General features: G+C 44.1%; 19 protein-coding genes and 3 pseudogenes. 7 read left to right on the top strand and 15 right to left on the bottom strand.

Going from position 1 to position 24,219, the window contains the following annotated elements; translation table 11 throughout:
* Positions 1 to 210: 210 nt before the first annotated feature.
* Positions 211 to 1,701 carry a carboxypeptidase M32 gene (locus AC3CIC_RS07635; protein WP_488515818.1) on the top strand — a complete coding sequence of 497 codons (1,491 nt, stop codon included), beginning with the start codon at positions 211 to 213 and terminating at the stop codon, positions 1,699 to 1,701.
* A gap of 116 nt (positions 1,702 to 1,817) precedes the next feature.
* On the opposite strand, the gene AC3CIC_RS07630 is transcribed toward AC3CIC_RS07635, so the two are convergent.
* The 4 genes from AC3CIC_RS07630 to AC3CIC_RS07615 all read right to left on the bottom strand — a co-directional run bounded on the left by AC3CIC_RS07630 (position 1,818) and on the right by AC3CIC_RS07615 (position 5,185).
* The gene (locus AC3CIC_RS07630; protein WP_488515817.1) at positions 1,818 to 2,255 is read right to left on the bottom strand and encodes a GNAT family N-acetyltransferase; all 438 of its coding nucleotides are present in this window, start codon (positions 2,253 to 2,255) and stop codon (positions 1,818 to 1,820) included.
* 62 nt (positions 2,256 to 2,317) lie between these two features.
* A complete protein-coding gene (locus AC3CIC_RS07625) occupies positions 2,318 to 3,112 on the bottom strand; it encodes a sulfotransferase family protein (protein ID WP_488515816.1) in 795 nt (264 codons plus the stop codon).
* A gap of 13 nt (positions 3,113 to 3,125) precedes the next feature.
* Entirely contained in the window at positions 3,126 to 4,322 is a 1,197-nt protein-coding gene (locus AC3CIC_RS07620; protein WP_488515891.1) for an MFS transporter, read from the bottom strand.
* Between the two features lie 2 nt (positions 4,323 to 4,324).
* Positions 4,325 to 5,185: an ATP-grasp domain-containing protein gene (locus AC3CIC_RS07615; protein ID WP_488515815.1), complete on the bottom strand. Its 861-nt coding sequence runs from the start codon at positions 5,183 to 5,185 to the stop codon at positions 4,325 to 4,327.
* 113 nt (positions 5,186 to 5,298) lie between these two features.
* Between AC3CIC_RS07615 and AC3CIC_RS07610 the strand changes: the two genes are divergently transcribed.
* The gene (locus tag AC3CIC_RS07610) at positions 5,299 to 6,216 is read left to right on the top strand and encodes an IS5 family transposase (RefSeq protein ID WP_488515890.1); all 918 of its coding nucleotides are present in this window, start codon (positions 5,299 to 5,301) and stop codon (positions 6,214 to 6,216) included.
* 20 nt (positions 6,217 to 6,236) lie between these two features.
* On the opposite strand, the gene AC3CIC_RS07605 is transcribed toward AC3CIC_RS07610, so the two are convergent.
* The 5 genes from AC3CIC_RS07605 to AC3CIC_RS07585 are packed head-to-tail and all read right to left on the bottom strand — an operon-like array spanning position 6,237 to position 11,261.
* Positions 6,237 to 6,575 carry a hypothetical protein gene (locus AC3CIC_RS07605; RefSeq protein WP_488515814.1) on the bottom strand — a complete coding sequence of 113 codons (339 nt, stop codon included), beginning with the start codon at positions 6,573 to 6,575 and terminating at the stop codon, positions 6,237 to 6,239.
* Positions 6,553 to 7,821: an aminotransferase class III-fold pyridoxal phosphate-dependent enzyme gene (locus AC3CIC_RS07600; protein WP_488515813.1), complete on the bottom strand. Its 1,269-nt coding sequence runs from the start codon at positions 7,819 to 7,821 to the stop codon at positions 6,553 to 6,555. Before AC3CIC_RS07600 ends, AC3CIC_RS07605 begins: the two co-directional genes overlap by 23 nt.
* Before the next feature lie 4 nt (positions 7,822 to 7,825).
* Positions 7,826 to 9,250, bottom strand: coding sequence for a hypothetical protein (locus tag AC3CIC_RS07595; RefSeq protein WP_488515812.1), 1,425 nt, complete (start codon positions 9,248 to 9,250; stop codon positions 7,826 to 7,828).
* 25 nt (positions 9,251 to 9,275) lie between these two features.
* Entirely contained in the window at positions 9,276 to 10,262 is a 987-nt protein-coding gene (locus AC3CIC_RS07590; RefSeq protein ID WP_488515811.1) for an iron-containing redox enzyme family protein, read from the bottom strand.
* Positions 10,263 to 10,280: 18 nt separating this feature from the next.
* The gene (locus AC3CIC_RS07585) at positions 10,281 to 11,261 is read right to left on the bottom strand and encodes a thiaminase II/PqqC family protein (protein WP_488515810.1); all 981 of its coding nucleotides are present in this window, start codon (positions 11,259 to 11,261) and stop codon (positions 10,281 to 10,283) included.
* Between the two features lie 151 nt (positions 11,262 to 11,412).
* Between AC3CIC_RS07585 and AC3CIC_RS07580 the strand changes: the two genes are divergently transcribed.
* Together AC3CIC_RS07580 and AC3CIC_RS07575 are read left to right on the top strand one after the other, a co-directional pair.
* A protein-coding gene (locus AC3CIC_RS07580; protein WP_488514316.1) for an IS3 family transposase occupies positions 11,413 to 12,575 on the top strand; the annotation gives its coding sequence in 2 pieces (ribosomal slippage) (positions 11,413 to 11,668 and positions 11,668 to 12,575; 1,164 coding nt in all).
* 871 nt (positions 12,576 to 13,446) lie between these two features.
* Positions 13,447 to 13,713 (top strand): annotated as a pseudogene (locus tag AC3CIC_RS07575) (carboxypeptidase M32); the annotation flags it as partial.
* 115 nt (positions 13,714 to 13,828) lie between these two features.
* Here the strand turns inward: AC3CIC_RS07575 and AC3CIC_RS07570 are convergent.
* Entirely contained in the window at positions 13,829 to 14,209 is a 381-nt protein-coding gene (locus AC3CIC_RS07570; RefSeq protein WP_488515809.1) for a hypothetical protein, read from the bottom strand.
* A gap of 257 nt (positions 14,210 to 14,466) precedes the next feature.
* On the opposite strand from AC3CIC_RS07570, the pseudogene AC3CIC_RS07565 reads away from it, so the two are divergent.
* Together AC3CIC_RS07565 and AC3CIC_RS07560 are read left to right on the top strand one after the other, a co-directional pair.
* Positions 14,467 to 15,557: pseudogene (locus tag AC3CIC_RS07565) on the top strand (calcium:cation antiporter).
* Between the two features lie 886 nt (positions 15,558 to 16,443).
* The gene (locus tag AC3CIC_RS07560; protein ID WP_488515808.1) at positions 16,444 to 17,376 is read left to right on the top strand and encodes a LysR family transcriptional regulator; all 933 of its coding nucleotides are present in this window, start codon (positions 16,444 to 16,446) and stop codon (positions 17,374 to 17,376) included.
* Positions 17,377 to 17,405: 29 nt separating this feature from the next.
* On the opposite strand, the gene AC3CIC_RS07555 is transcribed toward AC3CIC_RS07560, so the two are convergent.
* Together AC3CIC_RS07555 and AC3CIC_RS07550 are read right to left on the bottom strand one after the other, a co-directional pair.
* Positions 17,406 to 19,211, bottom strand: coding sequence for a mechanosensitive ion channel family protein (locus AC3CIC_RS07555; protein WP_488515807.1), 1,806 nt, complete (start codon positions 19,209 to 19,211; stop codon positions 17,406 to 17,408).
* A gap of 231 nt (positions 19,212 to 19,442) precedes the next feature.
* On the bottom strand, positions 19,443 to 20,483 hold the full coding sequence (locus AC3CIC_RS07550) for an alpha/beta hydrolase (protein WP_488515806.1): 1,041 nt from the start codon (positions 20,481 to 20,483) through the stop codon (positions 19,443 to 19,445).
* 311 nt (positions 20,484 to 20,794) lie between these two features.
* Here AC3CIC_RS07550 and AC3CIC_RS07545 point away from each other — a divergent pair.
* Positions 20,795 to 21,066: pseudogene (locus AC3CIC_RS07545) on the top strand (carboxypeptidase); the annotation flags it as partial.
* A gap of 171 nt (positions 21,067 to 21,237) precedes the next feature.
* Here the strand turns inward: AC3CIC_RS07545 and AC3CIC_RS07540 are convergent.
* The 3 genes from AC3CIC_RS07540 to AC3CIC_RS07530 are packed head-to-tail and all read right to left on the bottom strand — an operon-like array spanning position 21,238 to position 24,195.
* Positions 21,238 to 22,272: a nuclear transport factor 2 family protein gene (locus AC3CIC_RS07540; RefSeq protein WP_488515805.1), complete on the bottom strand. Its 1,035-nt coding sequence runs from the start codon at positions 22,270 to 22,272 to the stop codon at positions 21,238 to 21,240.
* A gap of 3 nt (positions 22,273 to 22,275) precedes the next feature.
* Positions 22,276 to 23,154, bottom strand: coding sequence for a carbohydrate ABC transporter permease (locus AC3CIC_RS07535; RefSeq protein ID WP_488515804.1), 879 nt, complete (start codon positions 23,152 to 23,154; stop codon positions 22,276 to 22,278).
* 9 nt (positions 23,155 to 23,163) lie between these two features.
* Positions 23,164 to 24,195: a carbohydrate ABC transporter permease gene (locus AC3CIC_RS07530; protein ID WP_488515803.1), complete on the bottom strand. Its 1,032-nt coding sequence runs from the start codon at positions 24,193 to 24,195 to the stop codon at positions 23,164 to 23,166.
* Positions 24,196 to 24,219: the final 24 nt, after the last annotated feature.

Raw genomic sequence — 24,219 nt, 5'->3', positions numbered from 1 at the left:
AACAAGAGTAAAACACCTCAAGCGCCCTCTCAATCGACGCTTTTTCAACCAGATAACGTTTGATTGCGTCATCATCATCGAAAAATTTAAGCTCAAGAATAACAACGCCCGACAACAGCATTATCATCGTCCTGATGAGCCTACCATGTTGAAATGGTAAGAATGGAATCATTCACAGCTCACGGTTGAGATACGAGATGGAATAACACTATGAAAGCGATAGAAAAAATCGAAAAACAGTTTCAAAAGCTCTCCAGCTATTCGCATTTAGCCGCGATTTGCGGCTGGGACCAAGCTACGATGATGCCAGACGGCGGCAACGACGCACGCTCAAAAGCCATGAGCGACCTCGCTGTGCTTTGCCACGAAACACTTACAGACTCACGCATGGGTGAATGGATAACAACAGCAGAAAGTGATACGTCACTCACTAACGAACAACGAACTAACCTTCGTGAAATTAAACGCGCTTGGACTCAAGCCACGCAATTACCGTCAGAGCTGGTTGAGAAGAAATCTCTGCTTGGTTCAAAGTGCGAACATGAATGGCGCAGCCAACGCGGCAAAAATGATTGGTCTGGATTCGCAGAGAACCTGAAAAAAGTCGTAGAGGCGTCTCGAGAAGAAGCTAATACCCGCGCCATTCAAACGGGTGTCCGCCCTTATGACGCCATGCTCGACCTTTATGAACCTGGCATGACCACCGAAAAACTCGACATACTGTTTAGCGATCTTAAATCATGGCTGCCAAACCTGATTCAGAAAGTGCTCGAAAAGCAAAAATCGACGGTAATCACCGAGCCAAAAGGCCCTTTTGACACCGACAAACAAGCAGCTCTCGGCAAGCAGATGATGGAAATCCTCGGATTTAATTTCAATCACGGACGACTCGATGTCAGTGTTCACCCGTTCTGCGGGGGCGTACCTTCAGATGTTCGTATTACCACCCGTTACGACGAGCAAGATTTCACGTCTGCGATAATGGGCGTGGTTCATGAAACCGGACATGCCCGTTACGAGCAAGGCCTACCGAAAGCCTATCACGGGTTCCCAGCAGGCGAAGCCCGTTCAATGGGCATCCATGAAAGCCAAAGCTTGTTCTTTGAAATGCAGCTAGGCAGAAACTCACTGTTCGTTGACCACCTCGCCACACTATCCGCAGAAGCCTTCGACAAACAAGACGACGCTGCATTTGGCAGAGAAAACATCAACGCCCTCTACCAGCGCGTCCGACCTGGCTATATCCGTGTTGATGCAGACGAAGTGACCTACCCAGCACACGTCATTCTTCGCTTTGAAATTGAGCGCGACCTAATAGAAGGCAAGATCGAAGTTGACGATATTCCCACCCTGTGGAATGAGAAAATGCAGGAATACTTGGGCTTATCAACTGACGGCGAATACACCAACGGCTGCATGCAGGATATTCACTGGACCGACGGAAGTTTCGGATATTTTCCAAGCTACACACTAGGTGCTATGTATGCCGCGCAATTCATGGCTGCAATGCGTAAAACCGTTGATGTCGATACATGTTTAAAGACCCTCAACTTCGCGCCGATGAGTGCTTGGCTCGAAGCAAATGTTTGGTCGAAAGGCTCAACGCTGTCTACTGAAGAACTCGTAATTCAAGCGACGGGTGAACCGCTGAATCCCGAATACTTTAAGCAGCATTTGATAGCGCGTTACTTAAACAATTGATGAAATCCACCAGCTCGGCCAATGATTGCGCTGGTGAATTCTTTCAAATGGGGCTTAAAAACAGAAAAGAGGTTCAATTCATCATACACCGATGGCTGAGGCACGTTTGCACTCTATTACTGATAAATTGAAGGGAAAAAACGCTCCATAAAAATCTCTGGCTTAGAAAGTTCGGCGAACCCAATTTTTCTGTACAGGTTTTGGCCTTCAGGCGTGGCTGCCAAGGTCCACCGTCTTAACCCTTGTAGATCTGGGTGTTCAACAATGCAGTTAAGCAACCAGGTCGCTATACCTTGGTGGCGGTAATCAGGCAACACAAAAACATCAACCAGATTTGCAAACGTTGCACAGTCGGAGATCACTCTGGCAAAGCCAATTTGTCGATTCTGACTATAGATACCAAAGTTGACTGAGCGCGAGAGCGATTTTTCTACCGTTTGGAGAGGGATACCTTTGGCCCATCTTGATTCTTCACATAGAAACTGATGGATCAAAGAAACATTTAACCTCTCGATGTTGGTGTCTATCTCAAGTGCATCTTTTTGCCATTTCATGGCCACCTCCTTATTCGTATCAATGTTGAATTCCATTTCACTTAAAAACCGTAGTAGAAGCTTCAGTAAGTTCTGAGCGAAGCGCAGTCCAAAAGAGTATTGCACAGAGGAAGAACCCTCTCTTCAATTTCATCAATGACCTCTTCATAGAGCATGTCATATCCCCTTCCTACGCTATCCGCATCAATGATCTTCCTTGTGTCAATCATTGGGTCTTCGATGCCTCGTCTTCGCTCAGAAGATTGCCAACTATTTAACATGCAATCTTCAAAACTCTCACCGATTGAGTGCATGAGCCTTGTGAGGTTTGCCTTTGGATCAAACACGAGATCTTCATACCTGATGACATGTATGTTCGAACCATTTTGAAGGCGCTCTATGATGGTCTTCAGATCAGTCATGTACCATTCCATCTTTGCATCAAATGATTCTGGAACACTGTGTTTGAACTCAATTTCGGCCAAAGAAGCCAATGTATCTACAGGGTGTCGTTGGATGTAAACAATGTCGTAGCAGTCTCTCCCGAGAAGATCATCCCATTGAGGGAGATAACGAATTGAGTCAGGGTTTTTGTCCGCCCAACGCTGCTTTTGGTATTTTTTGCACAACAAATCATAGGTTTTAAGCAGCGCCTCTCCCCAAAATGGAAGAAATTCCTGCGTAGCCAATCCCTGATCTTCCAACGTGCGAAAAAGTCGATTACTCGCTAACGGATCATCAAAGCTATCTCCAAATACATTTGAAAAAAACTTTATCTGAGGTCCACAGTAAATGCGGCTGTGAGCGTCAAGCAACCGTCTCAACAGTGTTGTCCCAGACCGGTAGAAACCAGTGACTATAATCGGCGTGTTTCTCATTCAGTTGTACTCTTTATGAATGTGTACTTTGTACGGCCTTTCTAGAACTCAATGACAGAAAAATCACAGTTAAGAGAGACAATATGCTGCATGTGCCCCAGAGTAATTGCGTATTCAGACCATATAAGTATCCACCTGCAATACTGCCAACACCGCTTCCAAGCAACGAGAAAATGCCGAGTAGGCCGTACGCACTTCCTAAACTGTTGCCATCAACGCTTTGCTTTACCTGTGCATCGATATTGGGGTCTATCGTTATCTCTCCGATGGTATAAATCATAATCATGATTAGAAAAACAAACAGTGGCGGAGAAAAAAACAAACCTGCAAAAGCAATACTTGAAGAAAGGAATCCCACCTTAATGACACCGATAAATGTGGTACGTTTAGATAAGTATATATTGATGGGAATTTGCAGTAACAAAACAACGACTGAGTTGATAACAAACAGCATACTAACTGCTTGCTTTGAATATAACTCCGATGCATACATAGGCAAGCTCATTTCTAGCTGCACATAAATAACACTGAACGCAAAATAGACAGAACCAATATAAACATACTGCTTATTTCTTAAAAGATCCTTAATATTAGCAGTGAGCAGCTTTTTTTCTTCCTGTTTTTTATCCGGAATTATTACATTCTTTCTCTTTAGGTAGATAAAAACAAGTATTGGTATACAAAGGACATGAATAGCAGAGGAAACAAAAAACACAAAGAAAGCTGATAAATCAATGAGAAAACCACCAGCAACCCCGCCAATAGCGACACCTAAATTATTCACTGCACTGCGAACAGAAAAAAGTAACACTGCATTCTCTGTGGTGGAATACTCAGAAATAAGGGCCTTGGCTGACGGCACAAATAACGCAGAACTGATACCCAACAAGACCATAGAAGTAAAAACTCCCAAATGCGTAGTAGAGTACAAAAAGCCCAAATAGCTTAAAATACGCACGAGTAAAGCGAATAGCATAATGGGCAAGGGCCCGTACTTATCACTCCATACACCACCAAAGTACATAAACCCGCGCTGGCTGATAAGTTTAATGGCAAACAAAACACCAACAGACTCTATTCCAATTCTGATGACCTCAACCAAATAAATTGCCAAAAAAGGGATAACAATAAAAGAGCCGACACACACAATAAACTGCAGAAGAAATATGCATTTAGCTTCTAATGGAAGCTCCTTTATTTCAGACAGCATCTTCACTCAATCACCACATTTATTGATTGCTCAGCTTTAGACTTAAGCTTTCTAAGCGTATCTTTGCTATCTGCTCGAATTATAAAAAATCCATGACGTTCTTGAGAGTGACTAAATGCCTTAATTGTCGTGCCTTCTTTAACGTTAAACTGATATCGAAATACTTCTGAAACACTATCCAACGTGTGATTTGCGGCAATCACCAACCCCGGTTTAAAGTTTAAATAATGAATCGCAACGTGGTATTTGTCTTGGGTATGAGGTAACGTTTTTTTTCCTTCAACAAACCAGCGTGCCGTCGCAACAATTTGATTAACTTGCGTTGCGAGATCGACTAACTCCCATATTCTGTCTCCTCCCGGACGCACATGTGTTTCTATTAAGTGGCACTTACCATCTGCATCTATTTTCAATTCGGTATGACTTGCTCCATTACAAATCCCCAGCTCGGACAGCACTTCTTGAACAAAATCACCCACCTTCACTTTTGTATCAGTATGATCGATGCCGGGTACTTGATGGCCTATTTCAACAAGGCCTGTACTGCCACCAACAAATTTCTTTGTGATAGCAATAACATGGTGCTCACCATCATAACTTAGGCATTCGCAGCTATATTCATCACCATCTATAAAGGCTTCTGCAAGAACAGGGAAAGCGACACTGTTAATCTGATCAAGATGTGTAACATGAAGCACATCCTGACTACCCGTACCATTGATAGGCTTCACTATCACGCCATCTTTGTGGTTAGCAAAGAAGGCCTGAAGCTCTGCTTTGGTCGAACATACAAGGAAAGAAACAGTCCCCAGACTCGTTCCTGCTAAGTGTTCACGCATCATTATTTTGTTGCGTGTCAACATAGCCTCTTGAAGTGCTGGGCCTTTGCAGTTAAGAAAGGCGTTGTTTCCTAAATCATTGAACTAATCCCAATAGCCGCGATCAGATCATCAGGACCTCAAACAGGTAGATGATGATGGGCAAATCCAAGCACAAGATCAGCAACTGGAAAGAATACAACCAAGCCCTGAAAAATCGTGGCTCGGTCACCTTTTGGATTGATGCTGCTGCCATCAAATCTTGGCGCTGCAATAAACACCATGGGAAGCGCGGTCGGGGTTTTCAATTCAGTGATGCATCGATCGAGACGGCATTGATGATCAAAGGAGTTTTCAAGCTCCCTTTGCGAGCACTCGAAGGATTCATTAACTCGCTGTTTGTGCTCATGGATGTTCCACTGACGTCTCCTTCTTATAGCTGTATTAGCAAGCGAGCAAAGACCGTCGAAGTTCACTATCGTTCTCCAAGCCGTGGGCCTATCGCTCATGTCGTCATCGATGCCACTGGTCTAAAAGTGTATGGGGAAGGTGAATGGAAAATGCGTAAGCATGGTAAAGAAAAACGCCGAGTATGGCGTAAGTTGCACCTCGCTATTGATGCCGCTACGCACGAGACCATTGCTGCTGAAGTGAGCTTGGATAGTGTTGGTGATAATGAAGTCTTACCGACGTTGTTGAATCCGCTTCGTCGAAAGGTTCAACAAGTGAGCGCTGACGGTGCTTATGATACTAAAGCGTGCCATCGTGTATTGAAAAATAAGGGGATAACACCCACCATTCCTCCGAGAAGTAACGCAGGTTTTTGGGAGGAAGGGCATCCTCGAAACATAGCTGTAAGCGCCTTAAAATCGGGTGATCTCGCCACGTGGAAACAAGAAAGTGGTTATCACAAACGGTCATTGTCAGAAACGGCGATGTACCGCTATAAGCAGTTACTCAGTCCAAAATTGACGTTAAGAGATTACAACGCACAAGTCGGAGAAGCGTTAGCGAACGTCAAGGCAATGAACAAAGTCATAAGACTCGGTATGCCTGTTAGAAAACCAACTGGTTAGGCCGTTAAAATCAAATAGGATCAATTCGTTAGCTTAACGATTTGATCAACAAGGCCGTTAAGAAACGTTGAAATGAGAGCGGCAGGCAAGGTCCCATATTCGGTAAACGTTAATACGGCATCTACCTTCTTAAACTGATCAATTCGACTGGAAAGAAAAAGAAGTGCTTCTATGTCTGAAAATGCGCAAACATTGCCTTCAGCAAGTATTGCTTTTTGGGTGGATGTAATTCGGTGTTCTTCTTGAATCACCGTGACTGAATAGCCAAGGTTTTGAACTAATAAAAAATAGTCATCCGTTGGAGCGAGCAAAATAACATGGTGGCAAGACGTATCGTTAAGTGTGAGGAAAGGTTTCAACGAGAGCCTCCAAAGCCGATTCAAACAAAGACAGAAAAGTATCCACGTGTTCCAAAGTGAGTGTCAGTGGCGGTGTGAGCTTTAAGGTGTTGGGGCAATTTGCACACATGTTGACAAGCACGCGATTGCAAAAAAGAAAATTAAATAGGTAATAGGCTAATACGTCAGAATCAGCGCCTTTGACTGAAATGTAATGCAAAGCCCCAAAAGAGGCGGTGCTCTCTATCATGTGCGGATAGTTCTTTTTTAACGCTTTGAGTTTCTCTGCCAAATAGTGATGTGTCGTTAATCCCTTAGAAAGCACATCGTGCTCTTCCATATACGTCATTAGACTTAATGCACTGCTAACCGCAATACTGTTCCCACAAAAGGTGGAACCATGAGCTTTCTCAAAACCTGCCCTTCCAAAAAAGTGGCGATATTCGGACGAAGAAGAAAGCAAAATAGACAGAGGGCTAAAACCAGCGGTGAGATTTTTAGAAAGTACAAGATGGTCAGGTTCGATTGACCAGTTGAGAGATTGGCTTGCAAGGAAACGTCCGGTTCGCCAAACACCGGTCATGACTTCATCGACAATTAAACGCGTACCTGCTTGCTCACAGGCGGATTTAATTTTTTCTATCTGCTCTGCACTCCAGTACTGTCCTCCTCCCATCCCCTCTATAGGTTCTGTGACATAAGCAGCAAATTTTCTCGTGGAAATTTTTTCTAACGTCAGTGCCAAATCACCGCAGTGGGTATAATCAATGTGATCACACACAAAATTGGGTAACCCCTGCCGCCAATGCGCGTTGCCTGTCAGGTTCACATTGTGGATGCTCAAACCATGAAACCCGGTGCGATTGCACAGCAGGTTACTTCGCTGCGTGCTAACTTGAGCGACCTTCACCGCACACTCAATCGCTTCTGCGCCTGTGGTCATGATCCAACATTGGTGATTATGCAACGCGCTTTTCTCAATCACTTTGGAACATAAGGCGGCACTGCCTGGGGCTATACCGAAAGGCGTGATTATGGGTAAATCTTTGCAAATGTCCTCGAGAAAATTCGCCCGAATCTCTTGAGGGTTATGTCCTAAAAGTGCAGAGCCGTACCCCATAACGAAATCGAGCCATGTATCACCTTTGTCATCGGTTAAATAGCTTCCTTTCGCCTCATTAAAAACAGGACAGTGATCTAACGCTTCCAGAGCACCTACCCAGTAAGGATTAACACAGTTCCTGTATTCTTGAATAAACCTCTGCATACGACTAATTCTCAGTGGTAAAAAACGCACGCATTGACATCGGGCATAAAGGACGTTTTTCCTCGACATGGTGTCTATAAAGCTCATCCCATGCTCTGCAGTTTAACTCGAGTACAAGGAGGAAGAGCTTGATGGCTCTCTCTTGTTCTGCTTCCGATACGTAGCCAATTTGAGACAACACTAAACGAGAGATCATTTGATGATTCAGTTCATCGTTTAAATCTTCGTGTTCAAGCGATGCCCGATTTACATCATCCGGAAAAATAGACGAACTGGCCAATACGCTATTAATGATGTTCTTCTCACCGGGCAAACCTTCAGTGATCACAATCGAAAGGAAATAAGCCAATACCTCCTCATTAGCCAGCCACGTGAACACATCACAAAACGCCTGAGTCAAAGGAAGGGGGATCATGCTATCCAGATCTGTGCAATTTACGCCAAGCGTGATGCAAGTTTGCCTTTCGAAGGCCTCATGCCCTATCTCTTCCGCGTAGTAACGTCTAAACAGTGCTTTTAAGGGAAGAGGGAGTTTCTTGGCGATCGCCGGTGCAATTATTTCCACAAAGCGTTCATTAATAAAATACTCTTGGATGTAAGTCGCCCGAGCGAGTACTGCCTGATATTCAGGTTGATACAGAGCTTCCATATAGGGAGAGCTACTCACGGCAGCAAGGCAATCTCTAGCTAACTTTTCAGATGTTATACCGAGATTCAAACCCGTGTCAGCAAATTCAATCAGGATGTCCTCTCGGAAAAAATGCCGTTCGCTATCCTTACCCTGAGAACGACATACGCACCAAACAAAACTCGTCACACACTCCTGAATTTCTTTAAATTGTTCTTTAAAGACGAATCCAATTTCTAAAGTATGATTCCCGACATCTTTATTTAAAACTTCATCGAGGATTCGAGATACCACCTCCAACACAAACGAATTAGAGTACTTCCAGGAGCAAAATAGCCCCTTCAGAATCGCCAGGTAAAAATTACGCTCATTGACGACTTCATTAGAGGAAAACTCTCCTTTTCTAACGTTGTTCAGATCTATCCATATTGATTCAAGTATCTTTTCATCTATCTCTTCATCATGCTGATTTAATATCTCTAATGCTTCAAAAACAAGACTGTCAACACGTCGTCTAAACGTCTGCAAGTGGTCGAGTGATTGGTTCTCTTCTCGAATAATCCCCAGCTCATCCATTTGTTCAACGAGGTCACCCAGTTCGCTTTCTTTTTTCCCACTTAATAGCAGCTGCCAACATTCATCACGTGGATTAATTAGCCTTAAAATATCACATCCATCTAAACTCGATGCTTGAATTTCGAATGACTCACCTTGGCTTGTTATTTCAAAACACTCACCTTGTGAGGAAACTTCCGCATCTAAATAGGGGTTTTCGTATTGATGTATTGACCAACTTTCCAAAGCACTTATCCTCTTCACTGAATTTTCATGAAAATATTCTAAGCGTGTTTTCGGTATTTGAGTAATATTCAGAAATTTGACGATCTTGCCAATACATCGTTTCCACTAGTGCATGGATATTTATCTTAATTACATTCTGTTCATGATGAGATATTGCCGTATAGGGTTCCAGCAGTTCTTCTGTAATATTTTGGTGCTCACCGGACTCATTGATATCCGCATGGCGAGCAATGGGTTCGAAAAACGTTTCCGGCAACCCCAATCGATGACATGAGTCGACAAATGCACTGTTAAAACTTGGATATGGTTCTTCAAATAGAAAAAGGCATGAACAAAAACTGAGAAAGTGCTGCCTTGCTAACGTCTCTAAAGTACTGTACAACGCAAAAGTTGCAGGAAGCGGCGCTGTTGCATCAAGCTGATTTTTCGTAATCCCGATTGAAGCTGCTGTGCTATATAAAAGTTGATCGTGGTCATGTTCATCGATAAATAGCTCCATGAGAGCACGCCGTGTGCTATTTGGACATTGCTTTGAAAGTGCAGGCCCTAAAGCCATAGGAGCATTCCTGACAATGTGGAAGTATTCGAGTGCGTACCCGACAAGTTCCTGTTTAGTGACTTGCTCGGAAACCATGCGGTCATAAAGTACAGAATTACCCTTTTTATTCATCAACGCTGTAACCATGCGTTGCAGGTCTTTAACAAACTCCATTCCCGACATTACCTTATCTGGCAACGTCGGTACGGCTTCGGTCAATAGCGACAACCTGTCAAGTTCTCTAATAAGATCAGGTATATGGGATGACAACGCCGGATACTTTGCAGGCAATTCTCTCTCTGCAATCACTCCTTCCGATAAATCAGCCAAGACATTGGGAAGTTCTACAAAATCAGAAGTAGAGATTTCACATCCTTGATCTCTGTAGTTTATATGTACTGTATCTTCACTCTTGGTAATAGATACACCCTTTCGGAAAATTGGCGTGTCAAACAGGCTATCAGACATGTTCATGAATTATGTACCTCAGGATTAAACCTCAGAAAGTCGACGAAGTAGTGGCATATTTGGATCAGAGTAATATTTCCAAACCGCAGAATGAAAATCATCGTATAGTTCCACAAAAAGATGTGTTTCTCTGCGAAAACGGATCATGTCTTCTTGCGTGACAAGCGGTATCTCTTTGAATATTTCTCTCGTCAAGGCACCATGCTCCCCATTTAAATTTATAAGAGCATGATCTCTAATCGACTTAATAAAACCCTCTGGAATATCAGGTCTTGATTCCATTGCTAGAACATACGAATCAATTTTTATATCCTTCCCTTCCAATACTCCCAGCGTTGTAAAGAAAAAGAGAGGGTCATTGGATGCCCAATGCGCGAGCGCATTGCAAAGGGCCAATGTCTCTGGAAGTGGAATCGTTTCCGCCAAGTCACTTCTTGTGCAGCCTAATTCGTTTAAAGCTTTGAGGATTAATTCATCATGCCCATATTCCTCAGCGTAAAACTCATTGATCAACAATCTCGCTTTTGTACTTCCCTGATATGAAAGAACAGGGGAATCAAACCAACTCTCTCTATATAAAAAGTGGTAATTTTCAACTGCCATACCGTGAAAAATACTAACAGGTACATTCTCTGGGTTTAAACAAGCTTTCCAGAAAGGATTATTATAAAGCGTTTCATAAAGCAATTTAGATTGTATGTCTTCAATTTCCATTAGCGCTTCAATACCGCTAACATATTGACTCGCTGAATTACATGAACTCACAAGCTTTGAATCATCCAAACTTTGTACCATATCAACAATGGTCTCTTCACCTAATTCAGAAAAGTTTTTTGCGATGGTTCGAATACTTTTATTACCATCAAATTCCGATAGTAATTGATGAAGAACCTCAGAATCTATCCCTTCAAATTCAAGTTCGAACTCAGTGTTCATGGCATGAAAACAATTACCGCCATCAGGTAGGGTCATGTGTAGACTGATACATGTATTTGCATCGATCATCTTGGTCACTCCTTGATAATAATCAATTAATAGCCCTTTAGATAAGGGCTAGAGTTTTGGAGTTTTTCAACCTATAGATGACATGTAGTGGTTTAATGATCCCGGACACCATTTAAGGTGGTAAAGTCACCACTAAAGAAAGAGGTGTTCCATGACAAGACAACGTCGTTCATTCTCCGCTGAATTTAAACTAGAAGCAGCCTGTTTGGTACTTGACCAAGGGTATTCAATTGCTGAGGCTAGCCGCTCATTAAACGTCGGTGAAACGGGACTCAGACGCTGGGTCACACAACTTGAACAAGAGCGCGGCGGTAGTACGCCAGTTTCCAAAGCCTTAACGCCAGAGCAGCAGAAAATCCAAGAGTTAGAGGCAAGGATCCATCGACTTGAACGAGAAAAATCTATTCTAAAAAAGGCTACTGCTCTCTTGATGTCGGACGAACTCGAACGTACGCGCTGATAGACCAATTGAGAGAGCAAGAACCGGTAGAATTGGTCTGTACTGTGTTCGATATCGCCACGTCGACTTACTATGAGCACTGCCAACGACGCCATGATATTGATGCTGAACGTTTGCATCTTCGTAGCGAGATCAACCGACTGTTTACGCTGAGCAGAAGCTCTGCGGGTAGTCGCACTCTGGTCGGCATGATGTGTGAAATCGGACATAAGATTGGACGATTCAAGGTTCGCCGATTGATGAAAGAGGCACAACTCATCAGCAAGCAACCCGGTTCACATAACTATAAGCAAGCTACGGTTGAACGGCCTGATATTCCCAATCAGCTTGATCGTCAGTTCACTGTCGACGCCCCAAATCAAGTATGGTGCGGCGATATTACCTATATATGGGCGGGTCATCGTTGGTGCTATCTTGCCGTTGTCATTGATCTGTATCGCAGACGGGTTGTCGGTTGGGCCATGTCTGACAGTCCTGATGCGGCATTGGTGACAAAAGCGTTGTCGATGGCGTATGAGCAACGAGGAAAACCAAGTGGCGTGATGTTCCATTCGGATCAAGGCTCCCAATACAGCAGTCGCCAGTTTCGACAACACCTGTGGCGGTATCGGATGACACAAAGCATGAGTCGCCGTGGCAACTGCTGGGACAACGCTCCAATGGAAAGGCTATTTAGAAGTCTAAAATCTGAATGGATACCAGCAACAGGCTATGCATCTTTTGCTGAGGCATCCAAAGATATCAGCCATTACCTGATGAGCTATTACAACTGGAAGAGACCGCATAGTTATAACGGTGGTCTTCCACCTGCGAAAGCTGAAAATCAGCCTAATTTACTGTCCGGAATGAGTTGACCACTACAACACGCCATTAAAACTGGGCGATCTTTTTTAGGTTTGATGACTATACGTGGTTTAGCTTTCTGCTTATTACTCATATATATATCCTTCAGTAACTTCCAAATCACTTCCAAAAACTTATGGATCCAGTTCAATAGATCCTTTTACATGCAAACAGTAATTTAATACAGAAATTCATACAGCATGCGCAAACAAGACTACATGCCGTTACTCACATGAAGTGTCTAATTATTAATACTATTAGTGAATTTTATTTTTGTAGCGTTCACTGCCACGGAAGCGATTTTCTTCGAACTTGAACTGCATGGGCGACTGCGCCTCCCCCCACCTTAAACAAGGCTTTTCAGGGCCCGATAGTTCTCCTCTTTCTGCATTCGCCTCTGGTAGAGTTTGATCAGGTGAACCTGCAGTGTTCAACTCACTCCAGCAATTCCTGTCGAGTTGTAAACCAAGCCGTTATTCGCGTTGATGACGGTGATACTTTTTCCAGTTAGTTCTTCGAACTGATGCAAGGCTTCCAAGGGCTTGTCACGGCCCAGACCATCAAAAGAATCAACAATCAGAATTGAACCACGCTCAACGAGCCCCTCTTCAGGGCTTTGATGAAGATCCCTAATGCTCCGCGGGAAACATGATCGGCATGGAAGGCTGACAGACCTTCATCTGTCATCACAAGCTTTTCATTGAGCGTTAGACCATACTCTTCGCCTATCTGATTGGCGTAGTCATTCTGCCTTTCAATCGAGCCTCCAAACTTCTGCTGAGGGCTCGAAAAACTACGATAAGAATATACCTGCGCGACCAATGTCCACCTCCAAGTGTTTAATATTCAACCACTTTACCTGTAGTAGACATTTTAGGCTAGACCGATGGAAGCTTTGGGTACTTTCCTAGCTACACACTAGGCGCCATGTATGCCGCACAATTCATGCATGCCATGCGTAAAACCGTCGATGTGGATGCATGCTTAAAGAACCTCGATTTGGCGCCGATCAGTACATGGTTAGAAGAGAACATTTGGTCAAAAGGATCAACGCTTACGACTGAGGAATTAGTGATTCAAGCTACTGGGGAAACTCTCAACCCAAACCACTTCAAACAACACCTAACCAATCGATACTTAAAAGACTAAACATGGCCGCCAGCAGACAATAAAATCATGTCGTGCTGGCTCATTTTCATACACTTTCACGCTACGTGATAAACGCCATACAGCTCTCGTCTACATTAAAATTTTTCCATGATATTTATACAAGGTGCGAAACATCAACTGATTCACTTTGTATTTCCACCGTGATTCGAGACTTTGGCAAAGCTCTAATAATATACTTCGCGATGTGTTCCATAGGCGATCCCAATACAACTTTAACCTCTTCCAACCAATATATATCCAGCAGTAAGCGAATGTCATCAATCAAGTGGCCTACTTCAATTTGATTGAAAATTCCGATTTGCAGCGGCCAAGCTGTCGAAATATCTAGTACGATTAATCGCTGCTCGCAATGTGGCGAGTAGGTCTTCGTTAATGAATCTAACTCGCTCGCCGCCGTGACGATCAACGCGCACTCACCTTCACCCAAATCACATATTCGATAGCGCCTGTTGTTGAGAATCAAGCTTTGATCCATATGTCCTCTCACATAGTGGTTATCGTTATGCTCATTATTCACATAAGGCAAAAGCAAAAAAGGAATTTAAGAAATTCAATTTTGAACGCCGCCTTAACTCCATATATGAATTTGTCTAATTCATGGTTTGAATAGCCACTAAACCTTACTGTTACATTCATAGATTGCTGAACCGGAATCAGTCACTTAATTTATTTACTCTCGCTTTCTCGTTAAAGGATCATAACGAGCTATTGAGAACACTAAAAAGGGTCATCATGCTCAAGTTAATCAAACAAGAATATGTGCTGATCATCGGTATTATCGCGATTCTCTTCTTTAAATTGCTTGGTGATAACCTACTCGTAAGCGGTCTGTCATCAATTCCCTATATCCTACTCACCGCAGTATTGTTCTATGTGGTCATGACCGCCATTTTCGCCGTTGTTCGCCACTCTGATGCACTGGCGATTAAACTTGGTGATCCCTACGGCACATTAATACTGACGCTTTCCGTAGTATTACTTGAAGTCATTATGGTGTCATCCATCATGCTAACTGGTGAATCAAACTCGGTGCTCGCGCGCGATACTATGTTTGCTGTCGTCATGGCCGTACTAAACGGTTTTGTCGGTATTACTCTACTGATTGGTGGCCTGAAGTATCACACTCAAACCTATAACCTCGATGGTATCAAGGCTTACTTAGTCGCTATTATTCCGCTTGCAATGCTTTGTCTTGTGCTACCAAATTTTACGAGCGTAGACGCTTTCGGCAACATGTCATCCGGCTTAATGTGGATCTTAGTGCTCGCGTCTGTCGCGTTATATGCCGTGTTCTTATTCATTCAAACTCGTAGCCATACCGATTACTTTATTGACGCTGATAACGAGGACCACCACGACCATCACGGTCACTGCAAAGCAACTTATTCCACTCCATTATGCTGGTTGGTTATCTAATCGTTGTCATTCTACTGGCAAAAAGTCTCGCGCTACCGATTAACGATGGCATTTCCACAATGGGTGCTCCAGTAGCATTGGGCGGCTTAATTGTAGCGTTAATCATCCTTGCTCCTGAAGCGGTGGGCGCTGTCAAAGCGGCATTTACCAATCAACTACAACGGGCGATGAACCTCTTCTTTGGCTCTGTATTGGCGACAATAGCCCTGACCGTGCCAGCTGTACTGATGATCTCTAATATCATGAATGAGCCAATTCGCCTTGGTCTAGATCCTGCCGAAATGGTGCTGCTCGTCGCAACCCTATTAATGACCAGTGTCAGTTTCAGTAGCGGTAGAACCAACCCGCTCAATGGAGCCACGCATCTGGTCTTATTCTTCGTTTATATTATTTTAATGTTCGACTAAGCCGCACGCTAATTTCAGTACAAATAGTTTGGCTTTATATATTTACAGTCTTAGAAAACATGAACCACTGTAATTCTTAGTGTATCAATCAAGCAATAAGTAGGATTCACCTGTCGCCAATTACTAGTACTCTACCTATAACAACAATTAACACCTTGCCATCAATTATATTTAAATTCCACCACTAAACCTCCAACTCGGAGTTGTGAATTCAACAAACACGGATTTTAGTTTGTTTACCGGACTTCACTCAATCACCATATTAAAAACACGGCGCCACTTATATAAACAAAAGAGATTTCAATGAAAAATTTATTAGCTCTAGTCACTCTTTGCTCAGTGTCAGTATATACATTGGCAGATAAAACAAAAGGTGTGGATATGTCTGACCCTATGGCAATTTATTGAATGACTGGTGATACCGTGGTCAACTTTGCTCGAGATTGCACAGGCTTAACTAACTGCATTCCTACAGATGATGATAAGTTTGAAGTAACTTGGCGTATGTATGGGCCACAAGAATATCTACTGGCTAATGAGTGGTCTGATCCGAAACTTAATATTATTAATTAGACAGGCTATCCGCCTCTAGCGGGTCATTTTATATTTATAACCCTAGCAACTATGAATTGCGATAATTCATGCCGCGTTAGCCTAGTCATAACTCCAGTCAAATCAACAATATCTTAATGTAACAAGGACGTTACTCCCCTTTCTACTTACACGACAAAGCATCAACTGATGCTTACTGTGCCCCTGTCATCACTTTAGAATGTGAAGCGAGCTCCATATTCTTTATGTCCTATGACTTTTAAGTGCTTGAACAAAGAACGATATCCCTTATTCTTAACCTACGTTTGCGCACTAAAGTTGTAAAAGGTAACCAATGAAAGAACTTCAAGACCTAGACCTAAATTTGCTTAAGTTATTAAAGGCGGTTGTCGAAACCCGCAATACCCATAGCGCCGCGGACAAGCTTGGAATATCACAAGCAAGCGTAAGCAGAGGAATGGCAAAGTTAAGAGAGACCTTTGGTGACCAGCTATTTATTCGTAAAGCGCACGGGGTTGAGCCTTCAGAGCTAGCAGAAAAACTGGCTGAAGCGGCCGACGAAATGTTTATCCCCTTAATCAAAGTGGTCGAGTCTTATCAGAACTTTGAACCAGAAAAGTTCACGGGTGAAATCACCATCGCAATGAATATTTTCTTGCTGGATCAATATGGGGAAGGCCTATTTTCCGCTTTGAGAGAAGCTCTACCCAATGCGAACTTCAAAATGGTCTATTGGCAAGAACAAACACTCACTGACATGCTCAACGGTCAGATTGATTACATGCTGCATTTTTCCACGTTCCCTCTTCCACAAGAGATTTACCAACACAAGCTAAAAGAGATAAAGCTCAGCCTCATCGCGCGTAAAGATCATCCGGTTCTTAGCCACTCCAGTGAATGGGAAGAGATCCATCACCTGCCCATCACTCGCATATTGGTTGATGGTATCAACTCAAAAAGAGCGCCAATCGAAGATTTGTATTTAGCCAAAGGCTATAAGGCAAATATTGTTTTGTCGACACATAGCGTGACGGTTCTGCTCAACAAATTAAAAAACTCTGATGCCTTCTCCTTTGGCAGTAGTTTCATGACTGAACATGAGCCTGAGTTGAGCTGTTATCCGTTACCCGTAATCCCAAAAGAAATGCGTCAGATTCAGGTGAATGGTGGCTATTTGCAATCTAAGCGTGGCTTTCCGTTGAATCAACTCATCCATCAAACACTACAACGTTACTTTGATACTGTAATTCAACCGGAAAATAAGTAACTCGCACAAGGTACGAGTTACTCGCTTCACTAACGACCGGAGTCTTGATGAACTGCTGAGGTTTTGGTTGGGTACATGATGGTATCTTTAATTTCATACTTGTATTCGTAGCTAAAGTCAGGGAATGGAAAGGCTTGATCTTCATGCCACTGTGCCACCACTTGAGCGGCTTTTAGCTTCTGCTCAAGATTGTCATTCTGTTGTTTATCAACCAGTTGATACTGAGTCGAGTGCGCAATGGTCGCCCCAGCTTGGTCTACATAAGCTAATGCAGAAAACAAGATGTCCTCTTGTACTGCCATGAATTCTTCATGATCACGACAGCAAATATAAGCCATCATATTAATGTTGATTGAGTATTCTCCAATACCCATCAGCCTCACTCGCACTGGCTCTTTATCTGACATAGGGTGCCGAAGCAATAGCCTGCGTAGATTTACAATGAGCACTCGAAGCTGATCTAACGTTGCTTCAGGACGCAATCTTAATACATGGTCCATTCTGCGTTTGTCTCGCCGCTCGAGGTTATCAATCTCCATATTGGCAAACTCTGAATTGGGTATTGTGATCAGGGAACGCTCGAGCGTTCGAATACGTGTTGAGCGCAACCCAATACTTTCAATGGTGCCGAAGTTACTGCCATAACGGCAGAACTCTCCAATTTTCACGCCCCCATCAGCATACAGTGTGAGGCCATTAATCACATTTTCTAGTACCGGACGAATCGCTAGCGCGACGGCTAAACCACCGACACCTAGACCCGTCAAAATAGGAGAAATTGAAAACCCCATGAATTCGATGACATAAATGCCAAGAATGACAATGGTTAAACCGCCAAAAATACGGGCAAGCACAGTAATCAATGATGAATCTACGTGTTTGCCTTGATATTTTTTAAATACGTAGATATCAGCAAAGTAATTAAAAATTGCCATGATTAGCCAAGAGACATAGAAGAACTGGGCCAATAAGAATGACGTCGAGAAAAACTGATAAATCGCACCGGTTATCCAGATACCATCGTCTATCAATTTCCTCGCTAACAATAACAGTATCACAGTACAAACGAGCGAGATGATCCGCCCCGTGCGCCATTTACGCCCGCGATTTTCCCAGCGAGTGTTCCATTGAGAACCTAATAGAAAGCTCAATTTCACCAGCGCTGAGCATAAAACTAGCACGCCAGTTAACGCTAGCCACTGCCATAAAGGCAAAGGCCCATACAGCTGATTGAATGAGCGAGGCAATGATTGAATCAATTGCTTGGAAAATAATGGCCCAGGACTGAGCACAAATTCTTGGTAGTAATCACTGCGGTTTTCTACCTGATAATCAACCGTAGATATCGTTCGGTACCATCGAGGTAAACTCTGAATCGTGCCGGTGCTAAATAGAAACTGCTCAGCGTTGTCTCCCGACATTTGTTTTGATAAAACAATATCGGTATTGGCAAGACGCCAATGAGTCAACTCATCATCACTAACCTGTTGCGAATCGGGTGCACTGCTGTGTATTCCACTATCTAGCCGGTCGATAATTTCGCGTAATAACAGAATTCGTTCCATCACAACCACCGTTCGACTGCGATTAGGTAATAGTGATAAATCCATCGTGCGCATCACTTGCGAGTATGCATGCTGCGCCTCGGGCAGATGCAGCTGTTCACTTCTCCAATGATCGATCACCACCTCTGATGAAGCCATAAAGCTCACGAGAGTCTGGCTTGGGCTCGAGGTATCAGCAAATTCAAGAGAGCCACTAGCGAATACACTGGAACTAAACCAAGACAAACACATCATGAGTAATAGACGGGGTGCGTTGCTAAGCACAGTCATCACCTCCTGAGGATTGATTTCCTTTGGGCGGTTGCGGTTTATTGTCGTCATTCAGATCACGTATCGGCGCAAACCAAAGCAAAGAAGAGTAACCATGATCAGAGAGCAATTGCTGCCGGGAAGAGTGATGGTTTGCGTTCAATAACGTCGATATACAGGGAAACAATGAAGAAAATAGATGAGTCATAACAGTCTCCCTAGTAAAGAAGACACGTCCCTGTGAATTAGTAATTAATTTATGTGCGTATTGAAGAATTGCCCTAACTCTTTTAATGCATCATCTGATTCTGGCATATCAACAAAAATACCGTTCATATAATCACCATGCGACTGACCATCATAAATATGCAGCTCTGATTCGATATCAGCACCACGCAGCAAACGGTGCATACGTACAGTATCGCTGAGTAATAAGTCTCGTGTCCCAGAGACAAAAATCGTTGGCGGGAAATCATCGATTTGCGCATAAATTGGCGATAGCAGCGGGTTATCTAAAGACGCCTCACCTGCGTACAATTCAAACGTACCTTGAATGAATCCTTCACGCTGTCCAAGCGCATCAAGCCCTTCTAATGTATGCCATGAGTCAGATGTCTCTTTGAGATCAACCGCTGGTGTTCCAACGAATAGTGCCCCCGGCGTTGGAAGACCTAGTTCTTGAAGCTTAAGGGTTGTCGCCAACGTTAAGTTACCGCCAGCGGAAGTACCAAATATAGCCGTAGATTCAGCAGCCTGTGTTTTGGTTAGCTCTTTCCATACCGCGACAGCATCATCGATTGCGGCAGGGAACGGGTGCAATGGCGGCTGACGATAATCAACTGAGATAACTTGCGCACCTAGCCCATTAGCTACCCATACCGCTTCTCGTAACGCAGACTCGCCACCACCAAAGACAAACGCCCCACCATGAATATGTACTAACCATTTATCTTTATATTCAGGTGCAATATTTTTTGGCGTAACAAAGAAAGTATCGACTCCTGCAAACTGCTTCGCTTCGTAAGTCACCCCTAGCCGCTCTATTGCTTGCTGCGCCATCTCAATACCTGGAGCGTCAAATACTGTTTGTAATGCGAGCCATTCTTCCGTTGTGGATGGTACTGGAAGTGGTGGCGCGATTGTTCGATGTTCAATGATCTGCGCCAGCTCGGATGATATGCCAGCAGGGGTTGGAATTGTGCGCTCCGCCATCGTCATGTTGGCGAAGACTGCCGTGCTAGATAAGCCTAACAATAGTGCCGGAATAACGGTGCGTAATGGTTTCAATTTCATAATAACTCCAGTGGTGGATTTCAAAGCCGTTGCTGGCTAACTGAGGTCATTATTGCTGCCGAAATGCATAGATACGATGAATTAGAGAAATTCAAATTTGCCAACTAAGAACCGCCAACAATGCATTTCTCTAATTCATATTTTTTGCAGCAGATAAGTGAGATAACTCCCTCAACAAAAAAAGGAGGATGTATGAAATATTTACCCGTTTGTATAGTGTTTTTGGGCTATCTGCTATTTTCCATCACCTTGATTTCTAGCCTGGCTCTTTAATTATGCGAATTGTTCACTGAGCTGTAGTAGACATTCCATACTGGACCGATGGAAGCTTTGGGTACTTTCCGAGCTACACCTTAGGCGCCATGTATGCCGCACAATTCATGCATGCCATACGTAAACCGTCGATGTGGATGCATGCTTAAAGAACCTAGATTTGGCGCCGCTCAGTACATGGTTGGAAGAGAAAATTTGGTCAAAAGGATCAACGCTTACGATTGAGGAATTAGTGATTCAGGCGACGGGTGAACCGCTCAATCCGGAGTATTTCAAACAGCACCTTATTGAACGTTACTTGAACAACTAATGGAACCGTCCACCAGCGCGACCAAGAAGTTGCGCTGGCTTACTTTTGACAGAAGCGGCTTAGAGCTAGCGATCTAAACCGATAATTTCGGTTAAGCTGGGTTTGGGCAAAGAACTATTGAATGTGTCTACTGAATCGCCACCTTATAACAGTCCACGCGACGGAGCAGCTCTAGATCCTCGGTGCAATGTCACATTGCGTTTCTGCACTGAGATACTGATTCCGAGCCAAAAGATCGATGCCCTGTTGATAGAAAAAGTGCAGCAAATCGATAAATACCCAGTTTTCAGCCAATTTATCGCCGTCACGTCGATAGACATCAATCACACGCATATCGAAGAACTTGTCACTGGCAGGTAAGCCCATAAATCCACCGGAAGGTTTTAGCGAGAGGTTAGGCCAACCAAAAAATCCACCAAACTCCCCTTCCGCAAATTTACACACATGACCATTAAAAACACGCTCAGAGAAGCTAGACCTGAACACCCCTGAGTGTTGTTTGGCATAGCGCTCGATCGTATAGCTCGCGCCGATGCCTGTCGGCCCCCACCAGATCATGTCGTCATGCCAACTCAAGGCCAGCTCTTCTTCAAGGCTCAAGTCATGATCCCAGTTGCCTAAGTCAGTGATCATTTGATTAATCACCGACAGTGTTTTGTCTGATTTTTCGGTGTTTTGTTCATCAAACATCAAACCCGAATGGTTCATCGGTCCCGGTTGAATGAGTTGCGAACCGGTTTGTGGCATGAACGGATTCACGCCTGCTTGAACCATTAAACCGGGAATATCCATGAACATGGCTGACTGCGTGATCTTGCCTTCTTGCACTTGAGTAAATTCACAATAGCGAAGAAAACCCATGCGACCAGTTCTGGGGATACCCAGCCAATCGTTATCAAACAGCCCCATAAGATGGCCCATAGACACAACCCACATCGAACCATCAGGTGCCAAGCTGTTCTCTCCCGCCATGAAAATATCCTGACGGCGTTGCAGTTTCTTCAAGCTGGTTTTCAGCGGTTGCCAGAGTTGCTCATTGACGGCTTTTTGCCCCTCCAACTCATTGAAGGGGTGGCAACCACGCCATTGATAGTCAGCACTGCAGTGAACTTCCAGCACACTTGCCACATCTTGAACACTTGCGTCATCAAGCGTTTGATAAAACGCCAATACGCACTGCTTAGCATCTTGTAACGCTTGCGGCATCAATTACCCCTTCACCGCGCCTGCGGTTAAACCCGAAACGATTTGTTTTTGGAAGAACAGAACAAGGAAGAACAGCGGGATCATCGCAGAGACTACTGCTGCAACCGCAAACATCACGTTCCCTTCAACCTGTGTTGTCCCCAAGAAACTCGCGATTTTCGGTACCATGGTTTGGTTATCTTGGCTCAGCAGCATGCCTGTTACGGCGAAATCGTTGTAAGCGAGCAAGAAACTAAACAGGCCTGTGGTGATTACCCCAGGCCACATGACAGGGATGATCACATGTCGGAATGCTTGGAATCGCGTGCAGCCATCCACCATCGCGCTCTCATCCATGTCTTTCGGAATATTCAAAAAGAAGGAGTGCAGCATCCAGAGAGTGAATGGTTGGTTAATCGCGACCAACACAATGATTGTTGTGCCTAGGTGCCCCCATAAATTCCATTCGAAAAAGGGCAACATATAACCGGATACCAAGGTGATGTGCGGCATCGCGCGCAGCACCAAGGCAATCATCAAAATCCACAGAGAGTATCGAAAACCAGAACGGGCCAACGCATACCCACCTAGAGTGCCTATGGTGAGTGAAATAATGACAACAGAAAACACCACCACGAATGTATTGATCCCTGCAAGCCAAAAGTCTTGCTCAATCCACGCGCCGTAATACCCCTGCCCTGTAAATTCACCGCCGGTTTCGAGCAAGGTTTTCACCCCGTAAATCGCGTTCATCCAATCAGATTTCGAGAAAAAATCCGCCTGAACCTTAAACGAGCCCCATGCGGTCCAAAGGAACGGGCCGGCTGCTATTAATAGCCAAACAATCACGAACCCTATCGACAATGTTTTAAGCCAAATAGGCCTTCTACGTACTTCTTCCATGATGAACTCCTACGCCGACTTACGGTTGAAATCGCGCCATGTTCGTATAAATACAGGCATAAGTAAGATAGCCACACCGAGAATAGTGAGCATGGAGGTCGCCCCTGCGGAGCCAAATAATTGCGAATCTGTGCCGCGAAGATCGTTGAAGATCAACCAACTTAACGACGTTGCATGAGCCTCGGCCGCAAAGCCCACAATGGGCTCGAACACGCGAAAGTTATCCATCAGCTGCATCAAAGCCACAAAGGTCACCAGTGGTGCCATGTGCGGCATGACGACATATCGAATGGTTTCCCAACGTGATGCACCGTCTATCATTGAGGCTTCCAAGGTGTCTGTTGGCACCGTTTGTAATCCGGCGTAAAAGACAATGAAAGAGAATGGAATAGATGACCAAATGCCATACACAAACAGCGTTATCCATGTCAGTGCGGGTGATGCTTTTAGCGACAAGCTGTCATCTTGGAACCAGTTCTGGATGGTCGCTCCAATGACACCATCGGCATCGATCATCCAAAACAAAATTAGTGAGCCAATCAACGGCGTCACTATCATCGGGAGAAGCGATAAGAAAATCGTGGGACCTTTTATCAACTTGGGCAATGCATTCACACACAGGGCGACCACCATGCCAAAGAAAATCACACAGGGTGTAACGATAAAGGTGTATGCCAAAGTGAAAGCCAGTGCCTTGTAGAAAGGCAGATTCATCAAACCGTTTACGAAACCGCCGAGCGAATTCGTCGCACTCCACGCTTCCGACACATTTTCAAAGGCCAAATGGCTTCGATTTGTATAGGTATCTAGCCCGTTAAAGCGCCCTAGAGGTTCTTCTTCACGCAACTTCTCCGTGGCTTCTCTATCAACGGATACCGTTTTCTTACAGCCAAACGGTCCGCAGTTTTCCGTCTCAAGCACTATCTGCTCATGCTCTACATGCAATGACTGAACGAACACCGACACGATAGGCAATGCGATAAGCAAAAACATGACCAATAAAGACGGCCACATAAACTTCATAAACGTACGATGTGGCATGGACCCACTCCTTTGCCGTTAGAA

The sequence above is a fragment of the Enterovibrio sp. QJM3NY_24 genome (assembly GCF_057786035.1).
Note: the sequence above shows the minus strand (reverse complement) of the source record. Positions and strands in the feature narration are given on the sequence as shown.

Coding starts and splice junctions, on each gene's coding strand:
- AC3CIC_RS07635 (WP_488515818.1), top strand. CDS start 211: ATGAAAGCGATAGAAAAAATCGAAAAACAGTTTCAAAAGCTCTCCAGC.
- AC3CIC_RS07630 (WP_488515817.1), bottom strand. CDS start 2,255: ATGAAATGGCAAAAAGATGCACTTGAGATAGACACCAACATCGAGAGG.
- AC3CIC_RS07625 (WP_488515816.1), bottom strand. CDS start 3,112: ATGAGAAACACGCCGATTATAGTCACTGGTTTCTACCGGTCTGGGACA.
- AC3CIC_RS07620 (WP_488515891.1), bottom strand. CDS start 4,322: ATGCTGTCTGAAATAAAGGAGCTTCCATTAGAAGCTAAATGCATATTT.
- AC3CIC_RS07615 (WP_488515815.1), bottom strand. CDS start 5,185: ATGTTGACACGCAACAAAATAATGATGCGTGAACACTTAGCAGGAACG.
- AC3CIC_RS07610 (WP_488515890.1), top strand. CDS start 5,299: ATGGGCAAATCCAAGCACAAGATCAGCAACTGGAAAGAATACAACCAA.
- AC3CIC_RS07600 (WP_488515813.1), bottom strand. CDS start 7,821: ATGCAGAGGTTTATTCAAGAATACAGGAACTGTGTTAATCCTTACTGG.
- AC3CIC_RS07590 (WP_488515811.1), bottom strand. CDS start 10,262: ATGAACATGTCTGATAGCCTGTTTGACACGCCAATTTTCCGAAAGGGT.
- AC3CIC_RS07585 (WP_488515810.1), bottom strand. CDS start 11,261: ATGATCGATGCAAATACATGTATCAGTCTACACATGACCCTACCTGAT.
- AC3CIC_RS07570 (WP_488515809.1), bottom strand. CDS start 14,209: ATGGATCAAAGCTTGATTCTCAACAACAGGCGCTATCGAATATGTGAT.
- AC3CIC_RS07560 (WP_488515808.1), top strand. CDS start 16,444: ATGAAAGAACTTCAAGACCTAGACCTAAATTTGCTTAAGTTATTAAAG.
- AC3CIC_RS07555 (WP_488515807.1), bottom strand. CDS start 19,211: ATGACTGTGCTTAGCAACGCACCCCGTCTATTACTCATGATGTGTTTG.
- AC3CIC_RS07550 (WP_488515806.1), bottom strand. CDS start 20,483: ATGAAATTGAAACCATTACGCACCGTTATTCCGGCACTATTGTTAGGC.
- AC3CIC_RS07540 (WP_488515805.1), bottom strand. CDS start 22,272: ATGCCGCAAGCGTTACAAGATGCTAAGCAGTGCGTATTGGCGTTTTAT.
- AC3CIC_RS07535 (WP_488515804.1), bottom strand. CDS start 23,154: ATGGAAGAAGTACGTAGAAGGCCTATTTGGCTTAAAACATTGTCGATA.
- AC3CIC_RS07530 (WP_488515803.1), bottom strand. CDS start 24,195: ATGCCACATCGTACGTTTATGAAGTTTATGTGGCCGTCTTTATTGGTC.